This is a genomic window from Nostoc sp. NZL, assembly GCF_015714705.1.
GTDB classification, from domain to species: Bacteria; Cyanobacteriota; Cyanobacteriia; order Cyanobacteriales; family Nostocaceae; genus Nostoc; species Nostoc foliaceum_A.
In genome coordinates this window covers 26248-51193 of the sequence record NZ_WBKL01000116.1, presented here as the reverse complement: position 1 = coordinate 51193, position 24946 = coordinate 26248, and the positions used below count along the sequence as shown (strand labels likewise).

General features: G+C 41.5%; 28 protein-coding genes, 1 pseudogene and 1 CRISPR repeat array. Of the genes and pseudogenes, 15 read left to right on the top strand and 14 right to left on the bottom strand.

Annotated features, from left to right (window positions below; genetic code table 11):
* Nucleotides 1-23 precede the first annotated feature (23 nt).
* Nucleotides 24-854, bottom strand: a complete 831-nt coding sequence (locus F8R90_RS16125; RefSeq protein ID WP_196511586.1) for a dienelactone hydrolase family protein — start codon at nucleotides 852-854, stop codon at nucleotides 24-26.
* 480 nt (nucleotides 855-1334) lie between these two features.
* Nucleotides 1335-2166: direct repeats of the CRISPR family, unit length 37 nt; unit sequence ATTGCAATTCATCAAAATCCCTATTAGGGATTGAAAC.
* Between the two features lie 109 nt (nucleotides 2167-2275).
* Nucleotides 2276-2899: a class I SAM-dependent methyltransferase gene (locus tag F8R90_RS16120; protein WP_196511582.1), complete on the bottom strand. Its 624-nt coding sequence runs from the start codon at nucleotides 2897-2899 to the stop codon at nucleotides 2276-2278.
* 94 nt (nucleotides 2900-2993) lie between these two features.
* On the opposite strand from F8R90_RS16120, the gene hemH reads away from it, so the two are divergent.
* Nucleotides 2994-4160, top strand: a complete 1167-nt coding sequence (hemH, locus tag F8R90_RS16115; RefSeq protein WP_190890490.1) for a ferrochelatase — start codon at nucleotides 2994-2996, stop codon at nucleotides 4158-4160.
* A gap of 205 nt (nucleotides 4161-4365) precedes the next feature.
* Here the strand turns inward: hemH and F8R90_RS16110 are convergent, their stop codons facing one another.
* The 5 genes and pseudogenes from F8R90_RS16110 to F8R90_RS16090 form a co-directional block, all read right to left on the bottom strand.
* Complete coding sequence (locus F8R90_RS16110) at nucleotides 4366-4905, bottom strand: DUF4126 domain-containing protein (RefSeq protein ID WP_190890493.1); 540 nt, start codon at nucleotides 4903-4905, stop codon at nucleotides 4366-4368.
* 295 nt (nucleotides 4906-5200) lie between these two features.
* The gene (purB, locus tag F8R90_RS16105) at nucleotides 5201-6496 is read right to left on the bottom strand and encodes an adenylosuccinate lyase (RefSeq protein WP_196511581.1); all 1296 of its coding nucleotides are present in this window, start codon (nucleotides 6494-6496) and stop codon (nucleotides 5201-5203) included.
* Nucleotides 6497-6536: 40 nt separating this feature from the next.
* Nucleotides 6537-7088 (bottom strand): DUF421 domain-containing protein, encoded by a 552-nt coding sequence (locus F8R90_RS16100; protein WP_196511580.1) that lies wholly within the window; start codon nucleotides 7086-7088, stop codon nucleotides 6537-6539.
* Nucleotides 7089-7244: 156 nt separating this feature from the next.
* Nucleotides 7245-8261, bottom strand: a complete 1017-nt coding sequence (locus F8R90_RS16095; protein WP_196511579.1) for a YihY/virulence factor BrkB family protein — start codon at nucleotides 8259-8261, stop codon at nucleotides 7245-7247.
* 122 nt (nucleotides 8262-8383) lie between these two features.
* Nucleotides 8384-9007 (bottom strand): annotated as a pseudogene (locus tag F8R90_RS16090) (ATP-binding protein); the annotation flags it as partial.
* A 46-nt stretch (nucleotides 9008-9053) separates the two neighbouring features.
* Here F8R90_RS16090 and xisF point away from each other — a divergent pair.
* Nucleotides 9054-10535, top strand: a complete 1482-nt coding sequence (xisF, locus tag F8R90_RS16085; protein WP_196511578.1) for a fdxN element excision recombinase XisF — start codon at nucleotides 9054-9056, stop codon at nucleotides 10533-10535.
* 373 nt (nucleotides 10536-10908) lie between these two features.
* Here xisF and F8R90_RS16080 read toward each other — a convergent pair whose 3' ends face one another.
* From F8R90_RS16080 to F8R90_RS16060, 5 genes are read right to left on the bottom strand one after another with little or no spacing between them, the layout of a single operon-like run.
* Nucleotides 10909-11142, bottom strand: coding sequence for a hypothetical protein (locus F8R90_RS16080; RefSeq protein ID WP_196511577.1), 234 nt, complete (start codon nucleotides 11140-11142; stop codon nucleotides 10909-10911).
* Nucleotides 11139-11336 carry a hypothetical protein gene (locus tag F8R90_RS16075; protein WP_196511576.1) on the bottom strand — a complete coding sequence of 66 codons (198 nt, stop codon included), beginning with the start codon at nucleotides 11334-11336 and terminating at the stop codon, nucleotides 11139-11141. Before F8R90_RS16075 ends, F8R90_RS16080 begins: the two co-directional genes overlap by 4 nt.
* A gap of 1 nt (nucleotide 11337) precedes the next feature.
* Nucleotides 11338-11613, bottom strand: coding sequence for a hypothetical protein (locus F8R90_RS16070; protein ID WP_196511575.1), 276 nt, complete (start codon nucleotides 11611-11613; stop codon nucleotides 11338-11340).
* A gap of 17 nt (nucleotides 11614-11630) precedes the next feature.
* On the bottom strand, nucleotides 11631-12122 hold the full coding sequence (locus F8R90_RS16065; protein WP_196511574.1) for a hypothetical protein: 492 nt from the start codon (nucleotides 12120-12122) through the stop codon (nucleotides 11631-11633).
* Complete coding sequence (locus tag F8R90_RS16060) at nucleotides 12119-12940, bottom strand: hypothetical protein (RefSeq protein WP_196511573.1); 822 nt, start codon at nucleotides 12938-12940, stop codon at nucleotides 12119-12121. The genes F8R90_RS16065 and F8R90_RS16060 overlap by 4 nt, the downstream gene beginning before the upstream one ends.
* A 346-nt stretch (nucleotides 12941-13286) precedes the next feature.
* Here F8R90_RS16060 and F8R90_RS16055 point away from each other — a divergent pair, with 346 nt between their 5' ends.
* From F8R90_RS16055 to F8R90_RS15995, 13 genes are all read left to right on the top strand, one after another.
* On the top strand, nucleotides 13287-13541 hold the full coding sequence (locus tag F8R90_RS16055; RefSeq protein ID WP_230966352.1) for a helix-turn-helix domain-containing protein: 255 nt from the start codon (nucleotides 13287-13289) through the stop codon (nucleotides 13539-13541).
* A 184-nt stretch (nucleotides 13542-13725) separates the two neighbouring features.
* Nucleotides 13726-14790: a hypothetical protein gene (locus tag F8R90_RS16050; RefSeq protein ID WP_196511571.1), complete on the top strand. Its 1065-nt coding sequence runs from the start codon at nucleotides 13726-13728 to the stop codon at nucleotides 14788-14790.
* Between the two features lie 234 nt (nucleotides 14791-15024).
* The gene (locus tag F8R90_RS33865; RefSeq protein WP_196511570.1) at nucleotides 15025-15411 is read left to right on the top strand and encodes a helix-turn-helix domain-containing protein; all 387 of its coding nucleotides are present in this window, start codon (nucleotides 15025-15027) and stop codon (nucleotides 15409-15411) included.
* Nucleotides 15330-15971, top strand: a complete 642-nt coding sequence (locus F8R90_RS16040) for an IS630 family transposase (RefSeq protein WP_196511569.1) — start codon at nucleotides 15330-15332, stop codon at nucleotides 15969-15971. Before F8R90_RS33865 ends, F8R90_RS16040 begins: the two co-directional genes overlap by 82 nt.
* Before the next feature lie 16 nt (nucleotides 15972-15987).
* The gene (locus tag F8R90_RS16035; RefSeq protein WP_196511568.1) at nucleotides 15988-17562 is read left to right on the top strand and encodes an AAA family ATPase; all 1575 of its coding nucleotides are present in this window, start codon (nucleotides 15988-15990) and stop codon (nucleotides 17560-17562) included.
* A complete protein-coding gene (locus F8R90_RS16030; RefSeq protein ID WP_196511567.1) occupies nucleotides 17555-17860 on the top strand; it encodes a hypothetical protein in 306 nt (101 codons plus the stop codon). The genes F8R90_RS16035 and F8R90_RS16030 overlap by 8 nt, the downstream gene beginning before the upstream one ends.
* Before the next feature lie 42 nt (nucleotides 17861-17902).
* On the top strand, nucleotides 17903-18304 hold the full coding sequence (locus F8R90_RS16025; RefSeq protein ID WP_196511566.1) for a DUF6876 family protein: 402 nt from the start codon (nucleotides 17903-17905) through the stop codon (nucleotides 18302-18304).
* Nucleotides 18305-18331: 27 nt separating this feature from the next.
* Nucleotides 18332-18550 carry a hypothetical protein gene (locus F8R90_RS16020; protein WP_196511565.1) on the top strand — a complete coding sequence of 73 codons (219 nt, stop codon included), beginning with the start codon at nucleotides 18332-18334 and terminating at the stop codon, nucleotides 18548-18550.
* Nucleotides 18551-18978: 428 nt separating this feature from the next.
* Nucleotides 18979-19191 carry a DUF2997 domain-containing protein gene (locus F8R90_RS16015; RefSeq protein ID WP_196511564.1) on the top strand — a complete coding sequence of 71 codons (213 nt, stop codon included), beginning with the start codon at nucleotides 18979-18981 and terminating at the stop codon, nucleotides 19189-19191.
* Entirely contained in the window at nucleotides 19170-19505 is a 336-nt protein-coding gene (locus F8R90_RS16010) for a hypothetical protein (RefSeq protein ID WP_196511563.1), read from the top strand. The genes F8R90_RS16015 and F8R90_RS16010 overlap by 22 nt, the downstream gene beginning before the upstream one ends.
* Before the next feature lie 144 nt (nucleotides 19506-19649).
* The gene (locus tag F8R90_RS16005) at nucleotides 19650-20063 is read left to right on the top strand and encodes a DUF1257 domain-containing protein (protein ID WP_196511562.1); all 414 of its coding nucleotides are present in this window, start codon (nucleotides 19650-19652) and stop codon (nucleotides 20061-20063) included.
* 84 nt (nucleotides 20064-20147) lie between these two features.
* Entirely contained in the window at nucleotides 20148-20999 is an 852-nt protein-coding gene (locus F8R90_RS16000) for an ATP-dependent DNA ligase (protein ID WP_196511561.1), read from the top strand.
* A 101-nt stretch (nucleotides 21000-21100) separates the two neighbouring features.
* Entirely contained in the window at nucleotides 21101-21598 is a 498-nt protein-coding gene (locus tag F8R90_RS15995) for a hypothetical protein (RefSeq protein ID WP_196511560.1), read from the top strand.
* 145 nt (nucleotides 21599-21743) lie between these two features.
* Here the strand turns inward: F8R90_RS15995 and F8R90_RS15990 are convergent, their stop codons facing one another.
* Complete coding sequence (locus tag F8R90_RS15990) at nucleotides 21744-22277, bottom strand: HU family DNA-binding protein (RefSeq protein WP_196511559.1); 534 nt, start codon at nucleotides 22275-22277, stop codon at nucleotides 21744-21746.
* Between the two features lie 48 nt (nucleotides 22278-22325).
* Complete coding sequence (locus F8R90_RS15985) at nucleotides 22326-24941, bottom strand: hypothetical protein (protein WP_196511558.1); 2616 nt, start codon at nucleotides 24939-24941, stop codon at nucleotides 22326-22328.
* Between the last annotated feature and the right edge of the window lie 5 nt (nucleotides 24942-24946).

The window sequence follows — 24946 nt, the reverse complement described above, 5'->3', positions numbered from 1 at the left end:
CCCCCTGCCCCTTTTCCTCTTTTTTACACGCCATTTTCCTTAAACCAAGCCAAAAGACGTTTCCAACCGTCCTTAGCTTCTTTCTCGCGGTAGGAAGGGCGATAATCAGCAAAAAATGCGTGGGGTGCATCGGGGTAGACGATGATTTCAGATTTGCTGCTACTGGACTTTAAGCGATCGCGCATCTGCTCTACTGTATCGAGGGGAATACCCGTATCTTTCCCCCCATAGAGTCCGAGAACGGGGACTGTCAGTTTTGATGCAATATCGACGGGATACTGGGGTTGAAGTTCGGTAGCATCGCCCACGAGTCGCCCGTACCACGCCACACCAGCCTTCACCTTAGGATTATGTGCTGCGTATAGCCACGTTATGCGACCGCCCCAGCAGAAGCCTGTAACCGCCAATTTATCGGCATTACCCTTAGCTGATTTCACAGCCCAATTTACAGTTGCATCAAGATCGGATAAAACTTGGGCATCTGGTACTTTAGCGACAATTGGGCGAATTTCGTCTATACTGCTTAATTTCGAGACATCACCTTGACGCACAAATAATTCCGGTGCGATCGCCAAATACCCCAATTGAGCAAAGCGACGGGTGACATCCTGAATATGCTCATGTACACCAAATATTTCCTGGAGTACCAGAACAATTGGGAAATTTTCACCAGTTGCAGGTACTGCTCTATAGGCAGGAATTTCCCCATCTTTGACAGGAATTTTCACTGCACCAGCTACTAAACCCTTAGCCTCGGTGCTGATGACTTGGGCAGAAATGGGTTGCACAGCCAAGGCAAAACCTGTCGCCAAAGTGGCAGTTGCGATAAATTTGCGGCGTGTTATTTCTTTCATCATCTCTACCTTGAATTGGCGAAAATCTTTATTTATTCTTTGTTATACGTACAGTACTACGACAACAAATACTACAATTTATGAATTAGTTTACCGTAATATTAGCTTCGTTTACCATCCAAGCGTTCTTGCTGTGTGGCTGTTGTCAGCGAAAAGTCAGACGTATTAGCAAAGAAAAGCCACGGGACTAAACAATTTTCTGTGCTAAGTTCCCTTACAGTATGGTCAAATGCGCGGTAGGGTAGGTGTACAAATTCCAAAGCCGAAAAAAAGTGCTTCTATCTCAACCCCAGCAAGCATTTCACCCCACTAATGCCCAATTTTCATTCGAGCAATCTCTGAAATGCTTACAATCAGTAGGTTTTAGCCTTCAACCTTTCCCGACACTCTTTCCAATCCAATTCTCTAATGCTATGATTGCTCTTGAATCGCGCAACCGCACCTTGAAAACTAAATATAGCTTGACCTTTGGCTCCCGCTATTGCAATTCATCAAAATCCCTATTAGGGATTGAAACTTCTACAGGTTCATCAGCCTTCGCTGCGATCGCACATTGCAATTCATCAAAATCCCTATTAGGGATTGAAACGGCAATTCTAAATCCTTGGATTTTCCAGTAGACTTATTGCAATTCATCAAAATCCCTATTAGGGATTGAAACAGTACGGGCGTTGCTTCTGCGGATTTTAAAGCAAATTGCAATTCATCAAAATCCCTATTAGGGATTGAAACCACTCATTTGAATGCAATCATTTAGTTGAGCGATCGCAAATTGCAATTCATCAAAATCCCTATTAGGGATTGAAACAAAATTTTTCCTAACCTAAAATGAACAATGACCAAATTGCAATTCATCAAAATCCCTATTAGGGATTGAAACAAAATATAGGCTTTGATCTGCTGTTCCTTAGACAATTGCAATTCATCAAAATCCCTATTAGGGATTGAAACTTTGATTTTCTTTTTTGTTGCTAACTTTTCTTAATTGCAATTCATCAAAATCCCTATTAGGGATTGAAACGCTACCTATTCTGATACTTGTGAAAATGGAAATTATATTGCAATTCATCAAAATCCCTATTAGGGATTGAAACGTGGAATTTCAACCGTACAACCTGGATGCACTGGTATTGCAATTCATCAAAATCCCTATTAGGGATTGAAACACTTCTGGAAAAGCGATCGCCTTTGCTGAATACAAAATTGCAATTCATCAAAATCCCTATTAGGGATTGAAACCAAACTCGTTTATGTACAAGAGGATCGGGTAATGGCATTGCAATTCATCAAAATCCCTATTAGGGATTGAAACCATACTGATTAAAGGTTGTAGTACACTTCAGTGGACTTACGCTATTAGCCAAGAAATAAATTTCTTGGCCGAATGTTGGTAGGTGCAAGATATAACTAAAGCCTATCCTTTACTTTATTGACTGTATCACTTGCAAACTACCACCAGCATATAAAGTTGGCTCACTCACTTCAAACCCAATCTCAGCCAATAATCCAACCAAATCAGTTTTCAACAATTCCCAAGCTGTCTCTGTTTCAAACAACAGCAAAAACAGTGATACCCCAGGCCAAAATATCGGATTCGTAGGAGCATGAAAATCCACCAGCGTAAACACCCCTCCTGGCTTCAGCACCCGATAAACTTCATTAATAATTTTTCGTAATTGCTGAGGCTGCATCTCGTGTAATGCAACGCTGGTATGCACCACATCAAATAGATTATCTGCAAATGGCATTTCCTCAGCAAAAGCTTCGACATAGGAAGCTAATGGTACATTTTGCCGTGCCCTTAGCAAAGACTTAGGTGAGGCATCCAATCCTGTTACATTTTGTGAAATTTTTACCAAAAGCTGCGTCGTTTGACCACTGCCGCAACATAAATCTAAGACCTGAGTATCTGAGTGAATTGTTAAGCCTTGCAAAGCAAGTTGCCGAAAACGGGCTTCACCACCTACACTTAAGGCTGCTAAACGGGAAATACCATCATATAACCACTGATAGCGGTAACTCCAATCCCTTAAAATTGTTGCCATTATATATTTCCTTGCTATTAAGCTTTATTATTTAATAAAGATATATTGTTAACATTAGTAAAAAACCTGAAAAGATTGGGGGAAAGTAACTGCTATGGGTCGTGTAGGCGTCTTATTACTCAATCTCGGTGGCCCCGATAAGCTAGAGGATGTCGGGCCGTTTTTGTACAACCTATTTTCCGATCCGGAAATTATTCGCCTACCATTTCGCTGGTTGCAAAAGCCCCTAGCCTGGTTTATTGCCACGCGGCGAACCAGAACATCTCAAGAGAATTATAAGCAAATCGGTGGCGGTTCCCCACTGCGGCGGATCACAGAAGCGCAAGGGGAAGCTTTAAAAGAACAGTTGGGTTATTTAGGGCAAGAAGCCGATATATACGTGGGAATGCGTTATTGGCATCCCTATACAGAAGAGGCGATCGCACAAATCACCCAAGATAACATAGAACACCTGGTGATATTACCACTATATCCCCAGTTTTCTATCAGTACCAGTGGTTCCAGCTTCCGGCTGTTAGAAAAGCTTTGGCAAGAAGATCCAAAGCTTCAACCCATTGATTACACCGTCATTCCTTCTTGGTACAAAGAACCGGGCTACCTCCAAGCAATGGCGGCACTCATAGCCCAAGAACTTGAGCAGTTTCCTAACCCAGACGAAGTTCATGTATTCTTTAGTGCTCACGGCGTTCCTAAAAGCTACGTTGAAGAGGCTGGCGACCCTTACCAGCAAGAAATTGAAGAATGTACTGCCTTGATTATGCAGACCCTCAATCGACCTAATGCCCACACCTTAGCTTACCAAAGTCGCGTTGGCCCAGTAGAATGGCTTCAACCTTATACTGAAGATGCCCTCAAAGAACTAGGGGCACAAGGTGTGAAAGATTTGGTTGTCGTGCCTATCAGTTTTGTCTCAGAACATATTGAGACACTGCAAGAAATTGATATTGAGTATCGGGAAGTAGCAGAAGAAGCAGGAATTCATAACTTCCGTCGCGTTCCTGCTCCCAATACCCATCCGGTATTTATTAATGCACTTGCAGACTTGGTGATTGATGCACTGAAAAACCCCAGTTTCAAGCTTTCGCAAGCTGCCCAAATGAAAAAAAGGGTGAAAATGTACCCCCAAGAGCGTTGGGAATGGGGGCTGACAACTAGTGCTGAAGTATGGAATGGTCGGATTGCCATGCTGGGTTTCATCGCCTTAATCATCGAGCTGATTACCGGTCACGGCTTTTTGCATATGATTGGGCTTTTGCAGTAAATGAAAGGTGTTAGGAGTTAGGAGTTCTACCATTTCATACAAACTTTGATACATATAGATTTCTAGTAGGGGTACAGCAATGTTTCCTACTAACAACGTATTTGTATCATTATTAAAATGAAATGATATTAGGAGTTTGAAGTTTTAAATTTTTCTCGCTAACTCTTAACTCCTATCTTGATTCATAACTTCTCACTTTTAACTCCTAATTTTTCTGCCAATACCAGTCATACCACTGCTTCGCGCTACGAACTGCAAACCAGAGCAGTATTAAAGCAATTAAACCTCCTTGCCAGGGAGCATCAAAGGCAAAAAGTACTAAAGCAATGCATAAGGTATCTTGAAGAAAGACTGCCCATAAGGGTAAGCCACGTAACCGATAAAACCAACCAACTTGAACTAGCTGGAGTACCAAAGCTAACAAACCCCCAATAGATGCAATCAGCCAGTGTGGTGCTGCTGTTGCGGTAGCTACTGCTAACCCCATAATTGCCCCCACGAGGGGAGACATGAATAACTGAACCATTTGTAGCAATCTTTGCCCCCAAAGCTTTTTTGAGGCAAATAATTCAACTAAAGACCAACAGCTGAGGCAGCCTAATAAGATTGGTGAAGAAATGTGAGATAAAATCGGGACTTGTGACCACAAGTTATTACCCTGCAACAATCCAATAATTAGCAGAGGTGTACCTATTCTCATTCCTGCTGCCGCAGAGGCAGAAAGTGTGGCTAGGATTTCAATCATTAAGGCACTCGAAGCACTAATAAAGAAGTAAATATCTGTTATTTATACTACCCAGTGCTTGCAAAAATTCCAGCACTAAACTGACTGTCTTCAGCAATGCAATACTAAATGTTGTTGGTATTTTTATATTCTTTTTTAACGTGAGTTCAACGGGTTATATAGTATCCGTCTAATCAGTTTCATAAAAAGACCTCTAAAAGCTTTGCCGAACTCACGTTTTTTAAGAAGTTTTGTGTATTTTTTGAGTAATAAGTTGGTAGTGAGCGTATAAACGCTCACTACAAGCAAATTAATCCTAAATTCCCAACCGTTGATAAACCTCTTCTAAATGCGTTAGATGCTGCTGGGGGTCGAAACAGACCTTTAGTTCTGCTGGGGACAACTTTTCGGTAACACGAGGATCTTTGCTAATCAAATCCTGGAAATTACCTTCGGGCTTGTTCCAAGCGGCGTGAGCGCTTTCTTGAACGATCGCATAAGCTTCCTCTCGGCTGCTTCCCTTGTCTATCAAGGCAAGTAGGACTTTTTGGCTGAACACAACGCCGCCGTAGCAGTTGAGATTTCGTTCCATGTTTTCAGGATAAACCAACAGGTTTTTCACCAAGTCGGTTATTTCTGACAACATAAAGTGCGTCAAAGTACAAGCATCTGGCAAAATCACCCGTTCTACAGAACTATGAGAAATATCCCTCTCATGCCAGAGAGCAATGTTTTCCAAAGCTGCACCTGCATGGCTTCTGACGAGTCGCGCCATTCCCGTCAGCCGTTCCGAACGGATGGGATTGCGCTTGTGTGGCATGGCCGAGGAACCTTTTTGACCTTTGGAGAAGAATTCTTCAACTTCCAGAACGTCTGTTTTTTGCAGATTGCGAATTTCTACAGCAAAACGTTCGATGGATGCTGCTACCAAAGCTAATTGTTGCACATAGTCGGCGTGGCGATCGCGGGAAATAACTTGTGTTGAGGCCGTATCGGGTTTGAGTCCGAGTTTTTCGCAAGCGATCGCTTCTACACGGGGTTCAACGTTCGCGTATGTTCCTACCGCCCCAGAAATCTTACCCACAGCGATCGTTTGGCGGAGAATTCTCAGGCGTTCTTGATGTCGCAACACTTCAGCCAACCAGCCAGCTAGCTTGAAACCAAAAGTGATCGGTTCAGCATGAATACCATGCGATCGGCCAGCCATCACTGTATGGCGATGTTCCCGTGCTTTTTCGCGGATTACCTCAATCAAGTCTTCCAAACGTTGCAACAGTATATCCAGACTGGCAACCAATTGCAGCGCTAAAGCTGTATCCAAAACATCCGAACTAGTTAAACCCAGGTGAATGTAGCGTCCTGCATCACCAACATATTCATTGACATTTGTCAAGAACGCGATGACATCGTGGCGGACTACAGCCTCAATTTCCAACACCCGCTTTGGGTCAAAATCTGCCTTGGCTTTAATTTCCTCAACTGCCTGAGATGGAATGTAACCCAGTTCAGCTTGAGCCTCGCAAACAGCAATTTCGACTTGCAGCCAAGTTTTTAGTTTATAGGCTTCACTCCACAGATTAGCCATTTCGGGCAAAGTATAACGCTCAATCACAGTTCGGCACAGAATACAACCGTCATATTTTACAGTTTAATCAATGTAGATCGCTTTTTAGTGCTGCTTTTTGCTCAGGGGCGGTACTAGTTTTGGAGTCAAAGGTGATGATACTAATCCTGCCATCAGCCTCCATATATGCAAACTTCACATCTGCTAAAAATTCCACACCTTGCTGGCGTAACTTGCTCATCAACTCATCGTCTGTGATTAACTCTCGTTGTAAATGACGCTCAATCATCCGACCATTCTTTACTAGTAGCAGTGGTGGCTGATTCAGAAAACGTTGGAACTGGGGTATTTTGTACCCTAACCAGTTCAGCAAATAGCTCCAAAAAATTACAGTTCCTACCAAGATAGCGCCTTCAGTAATCGATGTATAATTACTTGCCATAGCATTTTGGGCAGCTTCAGCAAATAGCACAACTACGAGTAAATCAGTGATTCCTAGTGTTCCTAGTTGTCGGCTAGGAAGAAAACGTAGCACTGAGAACAGCGCCAAGTATACCAGCGAACCACGGATAATTAACTCAAAGATGCTGATGCTAGGAATAAAGATTGCCTGCCAATCGATAAAAAACCATTTTTCCATTAGCACTGATTTTCTTCCTTTCTCAATAGACTTCTGGAAAAAATCCAGTATCAGGTTATTTATCTGTGGTCTTATTTCATAAGACTAACTTTTATTAGAGGTTAAATAATTCAACATCTATCAGATTTACAAACCTAAATTCCTAACAATCGGGAATTAAAATCGCTGATTTTTTCTTCTCTGTTTTAAACGCTTGGGCTTCTTAAAAGACTGGAATAAACGATTAATAAAATTAGAAGGGGGCTTTTTATTAGTCGATGCTTGTCTTGTTGGAGCCTTGCCATTATATTCTGTATTATCAGATAAAGGTATGGCATGTTTAGATGGGGTTATGCCGCTACCGTACCTTCTGGCATAAACTTGGGTAAACTCCGCACCGAAGAAAAGAATCTGCGCGGCATAGTTAACCCAAGCCAAGATTACTACCAGTGAACCAGCGGCACCATAGGCTGAACCAAAACTGCCATTACCTAAATATTGTCCTAGCAAAAATCTACCGATAGAAAACAAAAAGGAAGTGAGCATAGCTCCAATTAAAACATCACTCCAACCAATTTTGACATCTGGTAGGACTTTAAAAATGAGTCCGAATAGGAACGTAGTAATGGCAAAAGAGAGGATGAAATTGAGAATCTGCCAGAGGAAATCGACACCTGGCAGCAAGTTACTAAAGTATGTTACTAATGCTGTTAATGCCGTACTAATTACCAGAGAAACTAAAAGTAAAAAGCCAATACCTATCACCATTGCAAAGGACAAAACACGTAGGCGAATAATGTTAGTTACGCCGCGTCCGGGCTTTGGTTTTACTTCCCAAATCGTGTTGAGAGAATCTTGCAACTCAGTAAATAAACCAGTAGCACCCAATAACAAAACTACAACACTAATGATCGAAGCAATCGCTCCTGTTTGTGGTTTGTTGGCATTCTGAATGGCTGTTTGGATAAATTCTGCGCCATCTGGGCCGACTAAACCTTGAATTTGCCCAACGATTTGCCCTCTTGCCGCCTCTTCTCCAAATACTGCTCCTGCGATCGCAATTACAATAATTAACAACGGTGCAATGGAAAAAATCGTGTAATAAGCTAGCGCCGCCGCTAACCGTGAGGCTTTATCCTGACTCCATTCTTTGAATGTCTCTTGTAACAACTTCCAAATCGCCTGCACATTCATCCAATCAGTCTCCTTCTAAGAGGATATGGTTTCCTTCCTGATATATTGGATACTGATTTACTGAGTAGCGACATCCTCCCAAGGGACTTTTTTAAGCATTCTTGAGGAGTAATTTCATAGTTTTACTGCATTCTATCAATCGTGCGATACTGAATCGCTTCTGCCACATGATTGGTTTGTAGCTCATCCTCTCCTGCTAAATCTGCAATAGTTCGTCCTACTTTGAGAATGCGATCGCTTGCTCTTGCCGATAAACCTAATTTTCTAATTGCTACCTCTAATAAACTGCGGCTAGCATCATCTAGCTTGCACCATTTTTGAAGATGACGACTTTGCATGTGGGCATTGCAACGCAGATTTGCTTCTCCTTGGAAGCGGGTAATTGCGCGATCGCTTGCTTGTTGCACTCGTTCCCGTACAGATGTTGATGTTTCTCCCGTAGGTTGTTGGGTAATCTCCTCTGGTTTCAAGCGATTCACCGCAACTTGTAAATCAATTCGATCCATCAACGGCCCAGAAAGTTTTGCCCAATATTGCTCGCGTTGACGAGGAGAACAAGTACATTGTTGGATGGTATCGCCATAATAACCGCAAGGACAGGGATTGGTACTCGCTACCAAAGTAAACTGTGCGGGAAACATTACTGATAGTTTGGTACGGGAAATTGTTACATAGCCATCTTCTAGAGGTTGGCGCAGAAATTCCAGCACATCACGTTTAAACTCAGTTAATTCGTCCAGAAATAAGTTACGTTTTTAAGTTTAAAATTGACTCACAATCTACAGTCTTTTCATGAAAATCATTGGTTATGCGAGAGTATCGAGCAGAGAACAAGCAGAAAACTCCCATGCTCTAGAAATGCAATGCGATCGCCTCAAGGCTGCTGGGGCTGAAGAATTATTGATTGACATAGAATCAGGAAGCAGGAATGACCGAAAATCATTTAATAAATTGATGGATTTAGTGAAGCGTGGTCAGGTCAAGGAAATTGTTGTTACTCGTCTTGACCGACTGACGCGATCGCTTCCAACTCTTAGAAGTACTATTGATGACCTGCAAAAACACGACTGTAATCTACGAGCGCTTGATGACAGCATTGATTTGAAGACTGCGGCGGGTAAATTTCACCTGAATATGCTGGGGGCGCTGGCTGAAATGGAAGTTGACCGACTTTCTGAACGGGTTCAGCATGGCTGGCAGCATCTCCGCGATCGCAAGGTGGCGATGAATCCACCCTTTGGTTACACAAAAATAAATGACCAGCATCAGCTAGATTATTCGCCGTTTCTGTGCCTGATTAATGAACGCCGAGAAATATCAAAGGCTGAAATTGCTCGTGAAATCATTGATGCTTTGTTCTCTAGAAAAACCCTGCGGCTGGCACTGAGAGAAATCAATGAACGCTATGGAATTCAGACTTTTGCCCACAATAACAAAGCTGGTGAGAAGAAAAAGGGTGGTCGTGTGGCTCAAGGTGTTTTTAAATTTAGCCCAGGTGGTTTGAGAAACTGGCTTTTGAATCCGGTACTACGCGGGCATCTGCCTTACTTAAGAAGGGATAGCGATCGCTCACAAATCCATTACGATACTCATCCCGATCACCAACTAATCTCGGATGATGAATCTAGAGAAATAGAATCTATTCTTGCTCATAATCAGCAATTTAAGGGATATGGTAGTACTGCCCTTAAATATCCCTGTTCTGGCCTTGTTTTTTGTGCTGAGTGCCGAGCTTCTTGCTATTCGCTTAGTGGAGCAAACAACTATCACAAAGCTAAAAAATTGGGCATTCCGCCAGACATGAACTACTATTTTCAATGCAAAAACTGGCGGCTGAGAAGCTGTAATAACAAGAAAGTTATCAGGATGGAGATTATCGAAGCTGCTGTAGTTGATTCACTTACCAAGAAAGCAGCCCAAATCGCCGCTATTGCTCAAACTGTAACTAAACCCGCCATAGAACCCGAATCCCCGGAGATCCAAAAACTACGGAGCCAACTTTTTCAACTTCAGGAGGTAAACGCGATCGCTCCCAATGATGCAATCAAAACAGCAATCGCCCAAATCGAAAGCCAAATAACGCAACTACGTTATTCGTTATCCAAATCACAGGAAATTAACACTGCTTCTCATGAATTGTTACTGTGGGCATTTTCTGATGCCGAACTTTGGATGAATGCCAGCAATGACGACAAAAAAAGGGTTTACCGGGAATTGATAGAAGCTGTGGTTGTCCAAGATGGTCAGGTAGTTGAGGTCAGGCTGAAAATTTGATGTGTGGGCCATCGCCATTTCTCAACTATTACAATAGTGCAGCATCCTAAAATTCAGTAATTAAACGAATTAATAAGTCTTTTGTGCTTTTTCATCCATGCACTATAACAACTAATTTTCAATTGACCTGAACGGATATCAGGGATTGGGTATTAGAGATTGGGGAGTTGGGGGTTAGTTTGGACTATCCACTTACGCACAGGTAGCATAAAATAAAACCGCAGAGAACACAGAGGACACGGTGAAAAAAGAATTTCAGAGAGTTTTTGCATAAGTCCTATCTATGCAGTGACACAGGCCCGATTCTTGCATCGAAGCGATCGCGTCTCAGGTAGCAAACTAGCTCTAGCTGTAAATTCATATTCCTCATTCTCTATTCCGATTTCTTGCTTTTCGCTTCTTGTTTGTCATTTGTCGTTTTAAACCGACTAACACGATTTGCTTTGTAATCAGCGATTGTCGAGAGTGTTGCTACTGCACATAAAAGCAATTTAATTCCATAGCGATGTCTAAAAATTTTTTCTATCAGTTGATGGCACTCAGTTCTTAGTTGTTCTCGTTTCCGCCAAAGTGCTTCTTCATCAATATAGTGATTGTCTGTTTTCACGCTGCCTCTTTTATTTCTGCCAATTCGACTAGTGCTTCTACAAGTTCATTTCTGCCTATAAAGTTTTCGTCAAATTCCACAGAATGTTTTGCAAGTTCAGCAACAGTTTCTAGCTGTCGGATGTATTGAGCAGTTTTGCGCTCTAAGTGAGCGATCGCCAGCCTATTCAAGAGTTGGGGAAAAGTTTCAGCCACGCTATTCCTCCTTTGGTAAAGCAATTGATAATCCAAGTTGAAGCATTTCTGTGCGGCTTAGAAGGTAGCATCTAGTTATTCTGTAAGAACCAAACAAAATGCTTTTGTCTCTGCCATCAAGTTGTAAATACTGGTGTTCACATCCCCAATAACCAACAATTTGCGCCAAACAACCTTCCGTTCTCACCCAATAACCAAGCGGAAATCTTTTTTCTAGTTGATTGGAAATTTCTGTTTTTGCCTGTGGCTCACAAGCTTCTTTGTTATCATTATCCATCTTTGAAACTCTCAAATTTAGATATCTTCTTGAAAAATCTCTTCTTCTTTTGCTTCAAAATTATCTAATTCAAATTGCACCTGTTCTTTTCTCAGTTGCACTTCACGCTCATCGTTCTCCGTCCGCTTATAAATTTGATTAGGCATTGCCATTTTTTTGGCTAGTTCCTGAATGTTTAAAAATTTTTGCTTTACTGTGTTGTTCCAATCTTCGCGGCTGATTCTATCCAATTCACCACAGATAGCAGCCGTTAATCTCATATCTAAGTTGTCTTTGAGGTGCATCCATTTAGACCCCTCATAGCATTTAAGTCTTTGGCAGACAGGGATGCGATCGCGATCGCAGTCGTACTCTGGAATTACCAAGCGAACTAAGTGTGGATGAATTCTCCCCGTATCTTGACAACAAAAACAGTTCCAACTTGGTTTCCAGATTTCTTTATCAACACCATCACCACTTCTTGCTCGGTTAACTCGGCTAGGAGGTAGCTGTGGAAGCGGATCGCTCATGTTACCTCCGCTTTGTCCAACACGCCGCTACATCTAGCCCAATCGAAAAACTCTTGGCGTTCTGGGTTCTGGTCGCCGCTTTCGTAGATAAATGCCAAAAACCCGCTTTCGATTATTTGGTTCACCCACTCCTGTGTTCTGGGGTCATCTTCCCATCTTCGATTTTCTGCTTGCGAGGTCTTCCCCTGCTTCCTCAAGTTTTTCTCCCATTCCCCACGAATTTCCTCCCAGTGCCGTTTTACCCATGCTTCAGGTAGCTCTGGGGCTTTGGGTAGTTTTTGGGCTTTCTCTAGCCCAAAATTCAAAAAACTCTCTCTCTCACCATCTGAGAGAGAGTTGATAAATATTTGATAAATATCTGAAGAGAAGCTGGAACTATTGCTGGATAAAGATTTCGGCTGGTTAAATTCTACGTTTGGAGAATTGGTTTCTATGTTTGGAGAATCACTTTCTATGTTTGGAGAATCGCTTTCTACATTTAGAGAATTGCTTTCTACGTTTGGAGAAACTTCAATGCCTGACTGGATTTCGACTACATTTGATTCAGGAATCCACAGGTCAAGCCCAGCGATCGCCTCCCAATTCAGCCGCCCCTTGAGCTTCAGCTTGCTGATGGCTTTGTAGAAGGTGCTGACCCCAATGCTCAGTTCAGCACAGAAAGCTTCGATATGTTTGACTCTCAGTTTTTGACCTGGCGCTCGGTAAATTCCCACCGTGTAGTAAACAAGTCCAGTTGCCGTGATAATGCCGTCTTTATAGTCCTGAATGGCTTTACCCAGCGATAAACGGTAATGCTGGTTGGTATTTGGCAGTGTCATGTGTGCCTCTTCAACTACAAATTCCTTGAAAATTGCTTCAAAGAATTTTTAAGTAAACGAAAAAATTACACTTCGGATGTAGACTTTTTTACATCCAAGTGATATCCTTCATTGCCCTTTACAGGGTTGATAAATTTAGACAAAAATATTTGGCTAGAAATACTGAAACTGAAATTCTTATTTAATTTGAGATTCTTTTGGAGGTTAAACGTTGCTTTCTGTTACGCATGATTTGATAGTGGCATCCTGCATTAAGTCTGGAGCATTTATGTAAGGTTAACCTTGCTAAAATATAGCAGGCTGACCTTACACTGCCAAGTGTAAGAGCATGAAGAGATATAAATTTATGTCGCTATTGGAACGTAGAGGGTTAACTCAGGAGCAATTTGCTGAAAAAGTTGAATCTGCTTGGAAAGAAATTTCCGGCAGAAAGTTGTCACGCCAAGCCGTTAGTGCCTGGATTAACGGACGCGCTATGCCAAACTTAAGTCCTGCTGAAACACTTGTAGTTATTGAAATATTGGGTTGTACACTCACTGAATTGGCCATGGCTTTCCCCCATAATCAGGACTTATTAACTAATGGTGTTCGAGAATCCTAAGTACACAATGCTATAAAATAGATACATAATTTACATTCTGAAATGAATTTTGTGTAAGTGCGAGCGCAACTTTCATTTCCAACGCCTTTTTATAGTGATGTCTACTAAGATCCTACTTGATTGACATTGTAACTTTAACCTTACATAATAGTCATATATATTTGTAAGGTTGAGCTTACACATTATGGGAAAGTTACCAACAACATTCACAGCTTTAGACCTAACAGGCTTTGATATAGACAAAACTCAGCGACACAATGCAATTACGCGAGAAATGGTTGATGTTGCTTGTAATGTTTTGCAAAAGAACAGAATCGGTATTGTGGTTCGCAGTGTTCAATCTGCCTTGAAATTCATTTACGGGATTGGTGGAAGTGCCGAGACTATCTGCCAGCTACTTAAGGAGTGGAGAGCGGATAACCTCGCGGCGTTAAAGTCTGGCAAAGGCGAAAAAGACCTAATTACAGCAATTCTGGAAACTTCTGACGATGGTTTGCTAGATGAGTCTGATATTCCAGAAGAATACTTGCAAACACAGCGACAGATGGCGATCGCCGGGTATAGATTGGCTTACCAGAAAGCTGATACGAGTGTAAGCGGCGATCGCATCCAAACTCTAGTTACTGAAAACGATTTATTAAAGACTCAACTCAAAGATTTTCCTCAGCTTCAGATGGAACTTGAATTTTATAAATCTGAAACTGAACGGCAACGGTCTGAGTTGCGTGAAGCTTATTTGAACATTAATAAACAAGAATTAGCTAATTCCGAGACTTTTCGCACCCAGCTAGAATCCTTACAAAATCAGAACAACGATTTGGTTCTTAAAAACAATGAACTGAGCAAGGAGCTAGAAAAATTAGAGGAATTGCGAGATGGCGAACAGGAACGCCAAGGTAAAATCTCTAATCTGACTAGTCAGCTAGATGCCCGCGATCGTGAAGTTTTAAGCTTACATAGTCAGATTCAAAAACTACAAGCTGAGGCGGGTCAGAAGCAAGTGCTAGAATCTCAACTTTCCACCGCCAAAAATCAACTTAAAGAAGCTAATGAGGCTGTTACTAGGCTTCAAACTCAACTACAGGAGAAATCTACATCTGAATTGCAAGTAGATATTGATGTTGATGGGTTAATGACTGAGAGAGACTCTTTAGTTGCTGAAAGAGACTCCTTGAAGCTCCACATACAAGAGCTAGAGTCTCAAGGAAAAAAGGGTAAGCAACAAACCAAAGAACCCATAGTTGCATAACAGAAGTGTTTTTCCCTGTAACAACGTTTTTGTTATGGGGTCACTTTGATTTTGTGAGTTTAATTATGAAGCTACTAATTTTTAACGCTTGATTCTCAACCTTACCTAACTCAATTTAGCAACGGCAAATGTAGCTAGAAAGCATAACAGACTGCGGTACTTAATTAAATCTGCCTAGATACAGCACTTCCGTCTGTTATAAGGTACACTAGATTAAAATATAAATATTTTTAAATGAAGTCATACTCTGTCGATTTTCGAGAAAAAATAGTTGCGGCACATCTTCAGAAAAACATCTCAATCAGGAAAGTAGCTAATATATTTTCCGTCTCAAAGAGTTTAGTCCAAAAGCTTGTAAAACAACAAAAAGTTGAAGGAAACTTACAATGCAAGCCACGAGGAAAGCCACAATTTAGTCATCTAACAAATGCTGACATAGAGTTGAGAGAATTAGTTGAATCACATCCTGATGCAACATTGATAGAGTTATGTGAATTATTCGCAGATAAGACTGGTAATTGGGTAGGTCGAAGTGCAATGTGTCGGGCGTTACAGAAATTAGGATTAAATCGGAAAAAAAAACAAAGCGGAGTACCCAAGCAGGCACGGAGAGAGTCCTGAATTTAAGATTAGATTTTTGGGAAAAGGTCAAACATATAGAGCCAGAAAATTTAGTATTTTTGGACGAAACTGGCGTTTTACTTGGTTTAACAAGGACTCATGCCCGTTCACAAATTGGAACAAGAGCTTACTCTCTTAACCCCTTCTATCGGGGATCAAAAGTTACAGTAATTGGAGCAATTAGTATTAAAAAAGTAGTTGCATTAATGACAATGAATAATTCAATGGATGGCGAAGCTTTTGAATTATTTATTGAGAAGTTTCTAGTGCCAGAGTTATGGTCAGGAGCAGTGGTAGTTATGGATAATTTATCCGCACATAAACTCGATTCAATTGTGCCAATGATTGAAGCTGTCGGCGCTTCAGTTCTTTGTTTATCCCCATATTCTCCCGATTTTAATCCAATTGAATTATGGTGGTCACAACTTAAATCTTTTTTACGCAGTTTTGCTCCAACTACAACAGAAATGGTTGATAAAATAATATCAGTTGCACTCGACTTAATAAATCCTCAACATTTAAGAAATTGGTTTGCTAATTGCTGCTACTGTACCTCATAACAGCCGAAACTGCTGTATGCAAAGCAAAGCAGGGTGTAAAGCTGGTGAAAAATCAGAACTTGAATTGATGCTGGCTGCTAGATTTCCTCTGATTTACGTAGTCACGCCAGAGGAAGAGATAGCAGAGAAAGAATTAATTGCGATCGCCCAATCCCGCAAGGGTCAGATTTATTTCTGGGACTATGCCCGTGGTTGGTCAGACAATTCTGGACAGGACAAGGGCAACCCGATGAATGCCTTGGCGCGTGTGGCAAAATCTCCAACGGATCAGGTGGCGTTATTCGTATTAAAAGACATTTGTACTCTGATTGCCCCTGGCAGCAACGGTCAAATTACCCCAGCACAATTGCCTCTGGTTCGAGAGATTAAGAATTTGGCGCGGGACATTGCACGAGACAGGCGCACACTTGTACTACTTAGCGACCAACTCAGGCTACCTCTGGAACTGCGTGAAGAAACTACGATTGTAGATTTCTCATTGCCTACTGCTACAGAAATTTCCATCCTCATTAATGACTTAGTTGGCAAGAAAACCGCGATTACTGAACCAGACCGTGAGCAATTAATCAAAGCTTGCCAGGGATTGAGCCGCTGCCGCATCAGTCGGGTGCTGGCAAAATGTTTGGCCAAGTCGGGAAAGGTTGATGAAAGTGCGATCGCTGCCGTGATTGAAGAAAAGCGCCAAGCAGTATGCGAGACAGGCATTTTAGAATTTATTCCCGTGCAAGCTGGACTGGAGTCTGTAGGGGGCTTGGAGAATTTGAAAGCTTGGGTAAAAGTTCGTAGTCAAAGTTTCAGTGATAGGGCTAGAAAATATGGTTTACCCGCTCCTAAAGGGGTGTTACTTGCAGGTATTCAAGGCACAGGTAAGTCACTTTCGGCTAAAACCATTGCGGCTGAATGGAAACTGCCACTCCTGCGGCTGGATGTTGGGCGGTTATTTGGGGGGGTTGTTGGTGAAAGTGAATCACGGGTGAGGCAGGTAATTAGACTGGCTGAGGCGATCGCTCCCTGCTGTTTGATGATTGATGAATTGGACAAAGCATTTGGCAATATTACCAACGGTTCTGATGGTGATTCTGGAACTAGCCGCCGTGTATTTGGAACACTACTCACCTGGATGCAGGAGAAAACGGCACCGGTTTTTATCATTGCCACTGCCAATAATGTCGAGCTACTTCCAGCCGAAATGTTACGCAAGGGCAGGTTAGACGAACTATTTTGGCTTGACCTTCCCAATCAACAAGAGCGATCGCAAATTTTCAGAGTTCATCTTTCCAGACTCAGACCGCAGCAGGTTATTGATAACGAGTTTGATTTTGACTTACTCGCCTCTCGTGGTAGGGATTTCTCAGGCGCGGAGATTGAGCAAGTGATTTATGAGGCAATGCAGCAAGGGTTTAGCAGGGGGGAGGAATTTACAGAGGGGGATTTGTTAGATGCGATCGCTGGCTGCGTTCCCTTGTCTCAAATCGCATGGGTTCAAATTCAATCATTAATCAAATGGGCAGAACGCAGTGGTGCTAAAAGTGCCAGTTCTAGAGTCTGTGTGAACAGTGAAGAAACATCACTTTTGGAAGTTGATGAATAATCTAGTTGAAATGAGTAAATGTCAACATCCAGGTTGTGAAAGCACAGACGTTACAGAATGCTTTTACCCAACTGAATCAGGGGTGACAGAAAATCCTGAATATTACTGCACTAAACACGCTCGTGAACATGGTTTTTGTTACCTATGTGGTCAGTTTTGGGGTGGTGTTGAAAGATTTGAATTTGCTGTAATTTATGGTGGTATAGAGGGAGTCTGTGAAAACTGCGAGGCAGAAGTTAGAGAAGATTTAGACGATTTTGAAGAGGATGACGATGATTATTTCATAGAATATTTGTAACTAATGCTGTCGCTTTTTGAATTTGATGATTGAGGATTTATCATGCAAGCTCAAGAAGAACTAGCCCAGAAACTTGAACAGCAGCTACAGCAATTCACGGGAACTGAAAGCTATTACAAACACTTTCTAGGGTTTCATTTTACTGATGGAGTGAAATTTCTTGCAGATGAGGCGCAGGCATACTGGCTAATTGATGCTATTGCCTCTTACCAAAGAAAGCTCCAAAGTTACGATTTTCAACTCTGGTTGTTAGTCGTTGGTAAAGAGCATGAATTTATCAAGCCAAAACCAGGGAAAGATGCTGTTTTAACTTGCTGGGAAGATACTCCAAATGCAGGAATTAAGCCATTAGTTAGGCAGGAAATTATATTGACTGACTTTCCACTGAAAACAATCAAGCTCTATCTAGAGAACAAAGTTTTGCTGTTGCCAAGTGAACGTTAATGCTTCTCAAAAACATCAGGTAAAGCCATGAATAAAACTATAACAGTTGAGCAAATAAAAGCAATTATTCGAGGTAGTGAGGAAAATCTCAAGCTGCTGTCAGCGTTGCCAGAATACCAGAAATTAGAACAAAGTGAATATTTCACTACATCTAATGATTTAGTTTTGGGTGATGCAATTGAAGCATTGTTTGAGATTTACGAGGCGATTATCTCAATTGAATATCAACAAAAATCCAGTGAGTAATGCTTCCCCTAAAACTTGGACAGCATCAATCTAAGTAATTAGCGTGATTGGTGGGTCGCTTCCACCTTTCAACATGAATCAATTTAAACAAAATTTAACCGAACATCAAATAACTTTGACTGAAAGCCTGAAAACTTCCAGAAGAAAAGAATATATGAGGTTTTCTCGACTGGTTTTTGAGAGTTTATCTGGACAAATTCAGATAGATGCAACTGCTATTGTCGAAAATTATCATAAATTTACAGCAGTTAATATTGCAGAAATAGCAATTAAATACAATCTCGGTTTCAAGCCTTGCTGTGAATTTATTGAAAAATTAAAAATTCTACCTCAAGGAACCTACGATAGGCTGAGATTCCAAAAAGACTTTAAAGTTGGCAATATCTTTGCCACAGCCAGAAAGAGAATATCTGAACAGGAGAAAATTAATGCAATATCGACAAATTCAAATAACAATCGCCAAAGACGGTACTATCACCGAGCGCGTGATTAATGGAGTTGGTAATAGTTGTACAGAACTCACTGCCGGGTTAGAGAAGGCATTGGGTGAGGTGCGATCGCAAGAAGTTCTACCTGAATACAATCAGCAACCAATCGAAAATCAGGAGGATGAGAACCTGTGGCAGAACCAGAACATTTAGAGTTTCCTGAACCACTATCAAGCCATGAATACTCTGCGTTTTTAACAGGATTGGTAAACTATCTTGAAAACCCATCAGAACTAGGGCGATTGGAGCAATCCCTAGAAATAATTAACGAGCAACTTAATTCAAATAGTTCTGAAAATTACTATTGCTACCACTGCGGTGCTGATTTCTCTGATTGGTACAGCCTTTCTGACGAGGAGCGAGAACATCAAATAGAGTCTGACCCAGATATAAATCCTGGAAACTTGCCTATTTGTTGCCCTTGTTGTGGGATTGCTTATGAAGATGAGGATGATGAAATATATTAAACACTATTGCTTTTGATGGAAAGCTTTTTTGCCCCCAATGTAATCGCAAGGTAATAGAAGCTGTCCGTTACTTCCAAAAACCAATTTTTGAAATTATAACACCTTTGACCCGCCCAATTTCATCAATTTTACCGGAGCAGAATAATGTCTCACCTAACCCATATCAGAACCACTATCAAAAACCCGCAAGTTCTTGAGAAAGTTCTAATTGAAATGATTGACGATGGACTTAATGGCATTCTCCAAGGAGCAAAACTGGAGCATAACACTGATATTCACGATCCTTTTGGGAATAGCAAGATAGCAGAACTTGTTATTAGACGAGTGCAAAACTATCAAGGAGGTTACGATTTTGGATTTAAACTTAGTGATTCTGGAGAGTTTCAGTTTCTAACCCGTGATGGTTCAAAGCGTGATGCCCAGAAATTTATGGAAACCCTAACTCCTTGGTACGCCAAAGAGAACGCAATCGCTGCCCTAATTGCCCAAGGTTTTGATATTGAATCTCAGACAGAATCAAATGGTGAAATGATAGTCACCGCTAGTAAATGGGCTTAGTTTTGGCAATTGAAAATTTATTCCTCGTTGAAATCAGCGAGGGATTTTTTTAAGTTAGCATAGAACATCTGTACTACAATATTTATGTTTAGTTGTCAGCTTGCAAATACTTATAGCCCGACTAAAAACTATAGCGTTAACAATTGGTTTTCAACCCCAAAACTGGATGGAATTCGAGGGTTATATATTCCCGGTCAAGGATTAATAAGCCGGACGTTAAAAACAAAATATGTTGGCCTTGAACATATCGAGAATGTCTGCGCCCAGATAGCACAAGCTGGTTATGTTATTGACGGAGAGCTTTACATTACTGATGAAAAATTTGATGTCATATCAGGAATAGTCCGCGATCGCAAAGGCTATGACATTACCCAAAAACAGCGTGTTCAGTTCCATGTATTCGGTCTGTGGAAAGACAACACCACCTGGGCGAATACAGAGGCAATGGTTAGCAAAATTCAAGAAATAATTCCTGATGGTCAATCGGCAGTCGTAGCAGTGCCGTATACAGTTATCGAAACTAATCCGGTGATTGTGCAAACTCAAAACCAACTTAATAAAGATTCCGGTGCTTCCGATGAAGGAACGATGCTAAGGCATCCAGACGTAGCCTATTACCAGGGGCGATCGCAACACCTACTGAAAGTCAAAAACTTTGAGAAGGGCACATTTATTGTCACGGAATTTCACAAAGGTACTGGCAAATATTCCAAAAGCCTGGGAAAACTTTCTGTTGAAGGTAAGGCAGGTGAAGTTGCGGTAAAATCCAAAGTTGGCACTGGATTTACTGATGCAGAAAGATTAGATATTTGGGCTAATCAATCCAAATATACTGGAGCTAAGATTGAGGTAATTTATATGGGCATCACTAATAGTTCTAGTAGTTCTATAAAAAGCTTGAGACATCCGGTATTTTCTCGAATCATTCAAGATTAATTCAGGATAAAAGAAATGTTTAAAATATAGTTAATTTGTACTACCTTTGCTAAACTAGGCAGTGTTAAAAGTTAAAGCCTACCTCAAAATCAGGAGACAAAATGGCTTTTGAAACTGCAAGTTTGGTAGTTAAAACATTAAATGCAGTCCTGAAAGATTATAACTTTTGGGGCCAATCGGAAAGTGACTCACCGCTAAAGCCTGGACGAACAAAAGCAGTTATTGACAGTGACAAACTCTTGTCTTTGGATAGAAGTTTACGCATTAAGGCTGGTGCAACTTCTAATAGCATTCCCAAGGATCGCATTATCACTAGTAAGACGTTGGACGAAGTGTTTGTGCCACTTGCCAATAATGCGATCGCAGAACTCAAAAATCAGAGTGATATGGTTGATGCTGGAACTGCAACTTTAGAAAGCCTAGCTAGCGAAGCTGAAGCAGTTGAGTACTACGTGCAATTGTATGAAGTATTCAAGCAACTAACAGATGCAAAGATATGGTACGTTGACAGCCCAAGCGATGCACAAGTTGGTTTGTTTATCACCGGAACAGTAGGTAGCGAAACTGTTTACGCACAGACTCTGTTAATTCAGACCTAATTGCATCTAGTTTGACAGCCCATTTCCATCTATAGCCCTGGACTAATTTGGTTCAGGGTATTTTTTTAATTCTTTTTCTACAAATTAATGCCCAAAATATAACCCTCCTTAATTTGACCGGAGGGTTCATTTTTTCTGCATCAAACTAAGCAGCTTTTTTAAACAAGTAACCTAGTTCAGGGATGTCTTGAGCAAGTTTCCAACCAGTGCGCTCACTCCACAACGGAGTTGTTTCGGTTAACCCCTTGGCAACAAGTTGAGACTCAGGCACTTCAACAGGTTGACCATTGATTTGTATATGCCACAAGTTTTCAGTACCACTTGCTAGTAGCTCTAGTGGAATTGGTGGGGGGACTTTAGAAACTTCGGTTTTATTTTGCTCAACTGGCAATACAGACTGTGAAACAGCAGGGTCAGGTTCAATCGAAAATGTATTAGCAAATTTAAACACTGCCTTTCGTCTGGCAGAAATTTTAATTGCTTCTCCTGTTTTGGGATTTCTGCCGTCACGTTCGGGTAAATCTTTGTGAGAAAAAACCCCAAATTTTTCTAGTTTGACATTTTCTCCTTTACGAAGTGAAACTTGTACAAAATTAATGAAAGACTCAAGAATGCTATCAACAGTTGTCTTGTTGTAACCAGTTGAAGACTGAATGTATTCAGATAAGTGGGAGTTCATAATTAGAAAACAAACGCAAAACCTTCACATGATTATAGCTAATTATAGCTATTTGAAGAAAAGATAGTCTTTGATTTCTTCTTCGGTCATGTTTGGATCAAAAAGTGTAACTTCAGTTGTTTTAGAATCCTTGAATCTAGTTGAGTAAATCTTCATGGTTTTAGTAATTCCTGGGAGCATATAGGGACGATATTTTTCACCAATATTTCCTAAGTGAAACCAGCCGATTTGAGTTTTTGCACCCTCCCATTTCATCTCAAGGGCTAGATATTGCTTGCTAGAAACTTCACGAATGTAAGCACGAACCATTACCTCTTGCCCTTTCCAAGGGTTTTTTTGTGGTGCTGACCAAGAACCGTGCTGAACTGCGTAGCAAATAATAACCTTGGCTTCCTCTGGTTTAGAGTTCTTGAGCTTTTCCACAATTTCGTCAGCGAAGATCATAAACACTAATCCAGCATCGCCAGTTTCCGCCTGATGTGCCACTGTCCAGTAGGCACTAACCCAAGACATCGCTTCGTAGAAAGTGCCGTCAGGTTTGGCAGTTTCCAGAATGTTTTGCTTACTGGCCTTTGTTGCCTCCGCAGTTTCCCGAATTAATCTAGTAGACCCATCATTGCCTTCTTTCCATTCAATAGCTTTTCGCATTGCATCTCGGTAGGTGTCCCGGTGAGAAATAGCGATCGCTAGTTGTTCCGGTGCATAACTTACATCATTGAACAAAACCTTTTCGTAAGTTCTAGGTGAGGAATCAAGCCGGAGGTCTGGTGCTTTCCATTTTGAATTAACTGTTTGAACTATGCGGGATACGGTATCAAGAGCATCTGCTTTTACTGCACAAGGACGGTCACGGTAACAGGCTGGTTCTTTGAAGTCTTTGAGCCAAGGAGACTCAGCGCCTTGTTCATTCAGAAACGCTTTAACAGCATCTAAGCCATTGATGTTATTGGGGTAAGCACTCTTGAGAGAGTCAACCGCGATTTGCACCTGCTGAGAGAGAAAATCGATAATCCGCATTTCCTCATCTTGTTTCTGTTCACCCCCAGCAGGAATGTTTAAAACGATTTGCTCACAACCGCCAGAACGCGCCCTTGCCAACAGCGAGGCAACAATCCCCGTTAAGTCATTCATTGAGTTGATGGCAATTTGTTGTAAGTTACCAGTCAGTGCCATTTTAGGAAATTTCTTCGTTGCTGGAGGTTCATCAAAGTTAGCGATCGCCTCCCTCATATTTGGGTACGCACTGCTCTTGATAAGTTGAATAAAATCCCCATCGGTATCGCGCCCCAGGTTTAGAAGAAGTAAACGGGGTGCAGCCATAATACCAGTGCTGTTGATGTAAGTTCCTTCATGAAGGTTCTCCCACAGCTGACAATCGCCCCAGTGCCGCATGGGGTTACAGAAAACTATGTACTCGCCCTCTTCAAAGTCAGGAGCGCAAAATACCTTTCGTCCTTTAATTCGTCCATCAGGTAGAACAATATGGTAGTGAGCTAGCAATTCGTCAGGTTGTGCCATAAGTGAATAGAACCGCACACCTGCGGCCTTAGCTAAATTCAACCAGACAGCTTGCATACGCTCTTTCACCCGCCGCACAACATAGGGGTGCAGCAGCAATATTCCTTGTTTGTCTGCCTGGATGATGCGGATCATTGTGTTCTCATACTCAGCTTCCGATTGAAGCTTGTCAGACCCTTCTTCAAGTTCGGCTTCAGCTTCAGACTGGTCGATTCTCAGGATTTCGGCTAGGTCAGTGATGCTGTTGTAGGCTTTGGATAGGCGATCGCACTTTTCTTCTAGCCGACTGATAATCTTATCTTTTTGTAAAGTTTCAAAATCAAACCACTGAAACAACATCCATCCTGGTTTTGCGCGGCGTTCTTCTGCTTCAAACACCAAACCCATGAGAATCTTGCCTTCATGGTTGCCCAGTGTCGGTTTATTGCCCTTGAGTGAGGATAGTGGAATTACTAAATCAGCACCAAAACTATCAAGCTTGGGGTTGTAGGCAACTGTACCCTTGCCAATCCACTCACCCCACAAAGCAGCGCGAAACTGTAGGGGTCTACCTTCATCTACATAGTTGTTATCACCATCTGGGTCAGCAGGTAAGCCCAAAAGTTGCATCAGACGTTTACTAGCTTTGGCATGAGAATCACCACTTTCCCAGTGAATATTGTTTACTTGGTCATCCAAGAAATTGCCATCATCATCTTTAGCTTCATCATCAACGACGATGAATCTCATTTGTTGATAGACCATTTTCTTACAGCCAGTGTGCAGAATTGATCCATAGATAATGCGTTTCCATTGGTCTTTGGCTGCCTCGCCGTAATATTTCTTACCTACAGTCTGTTTATTAGTAAACGTAAATCTCCCGTGATTCCTAGAACCACTTGCCATATCCAAAAAGAAAGCAGCCTCATATCCCTTTGGCTTGAATGAGTCTAGCGATCGCGGGTTAGTTTCGGTTTTCTCAATTTCCCCAATACAAAATTCTAATTTAGGGTGAAGTCCTGCAAGTAATATATTGCGGCTAACAACAACAGGTGCTTCTGACCAGTTTTTATTCTTGCAACTCCACACCTGCCACTCAGAAACAGTCTCGATTCTACCCTGAGAGGCATCTGGTAAATATCTCGTGTTTTTAAATTGAATACTCATACTCT

Bases quoted from the DNA above. Each gene is read 5' to 3' on its own strand.
- F8R90_RS16125 (WP_196511586.1), bottom strand. From the start codon at position 854: ATGAAAGAAATAACACGCCGCAAATTTATCGCAACTGCCACTTTGGCG.
- F8R90_RS16120 (WP_196511582.1), bottom strand. From the start codon at position 2,899: ATGGCAACAATTTTAAGGGATTGGAGTTACCGCTATCAGTGGTTATAT.
- hemH (WP_190890490.1), top strand. From the start codon at position 2,994: ATGGGTCGTGTAGGCGTCTTATTACTCAATCTCGGTGGCCCCGATAAG.
- F8R90_RS16110 (WP_190890493.1), bottom strand. From the start codon at position 4,905: ATGATTGAAATCCTAGCCACACTTTCTGCCTCTGCGGCAGCAGGAATG.
- F8R90_RS16100 (WP_196511580.1), bottom strand. From the start codon at position 7,088: ATGGAAAAATGGTTTTTTATCGATTGGCAGGCAATCTTTATTCCTAGC.
- F8R90_RS16095 (WP_196511579.1), bottom strand. From the start codon at position 8,261: ATGAATGTGCAGGCGATTTGGAAGTTGTTACAAGAGACATTCAAAGAA.
- xisF (WP_196511578.1), top strand. From the start codon at position 9,054: ATGAAAATCATTGGTTATGCGAGAGTATCGAGCAGAGAACAAGCAGAA.
- F8R90_RS16070 (WP_196511575.1), bottom strand. From the start codon at position 11,613: ATGGATAATGATAACAAAGAAGCTTGTGAGCCACAGGCAAAAACAGAA.
- F8R90_RS16065 (WP_196511574.1), bottom strand. From the start codon at position 12,122: ATGAGCGATCCGCTTCCACAGCTACCTCCTAGCCGAGTTAACCGAGCA.
- F8R90_RS16060 (WP_196511573.1), bottom strand. From the start codon at position 12,940: ATGACACTGCCAAATACCAACCAGCATTACCGTTTATCGCTGGGTAAA.
- F8R90_RS16055 (WP_230966352.1), top strand. From the start codon at position 13,287: ATGTCGCTATTGGAACGTAGAGGGTTAACTCAGGAGCAATTTGCTGAA.
- F8R90_RS16050 (WP_196511571.1), top strand. From the start codon at position 13,726: ATGGGAAAGTTACCAACAACATTCACAGCTTTAGACCTAACAGGCTTT.
- F8R90_RS33865 (WP_196511570.1), top strand. From the start codon at position 15,025: ATGAAGTCATACTCTGTCGATTTTCGAGAAAAAATAGTTGCGGCACAT.
- F8R90_RS16035 (WP_196511568.1), top strand. From the start codon at position 15,988: ATGCAAAGCAAAGCAGGGTGTAAAGCTGGTGAAAAATCAGAACTTGAA.
- F8R90_RS16030 (WP_196511567.1), top strand. From the start codon at position 17,555: ATGAATAATCTAGTTGAAATGAGTAAATGTCAACATCCAGGTTGTGAA.
- F8R90_RS16025 (WP_196511566.1), top strand. From the start codon at position 17,903: ATGCAAGCTCAAGAAGAACTAGCCCAGAAACTTGAACAGCAGCTACAG.
- F8R90_RS16020 (WP_196511565.1), top strand. From the start codon at position 18,332: ATGAATAAAACTATAACAGTTGAGCAAATAAAAGCAATTATTCGAGGT.
- F8R90_RS16015 (WP_196511564.1), top strand. From the start codon at position 18,979: ATGCAATATCGACAAATTCAAATAACAATCGCCAAAGACGGTACTATC.
- F8R90_RS16005 (WP_196511562.1), top strand. From the start codon at position 19,650: ATGTCTCACCTAACCCATATCAGAACCACTATCAAAAACCCGCAAGTT.
- F8R90_RS16000 (WP_196511561.1), top strand. From the start codon at position 20,148: ATGTTTAGTTGTCAGCTTGCAAATACTTATAGCCCGACTAAAAACTAT.
- F8R90_RS15995 (WP_196511560.1), top strand. From the start codon at position 21,101: ATGGCTTTTGAAACTGCAAGTTTGGTAGTTAAAACATTAAATGCAGTC.
- F8R90_RS15990 (WP_196511559.1), bottom strand. From the start codon at position 22,277: ATGAACTCCCACTTATCTGAATACATTCAGTCTTCAACTGGTTACAAC.
- F8R90_RS15985 (WP_196511558.1), bottom strand. From the start codon at position 24,941: ATGAGTATTCAATTTAAAAACACGAGATATTTACCAGATGCCTCTCAG.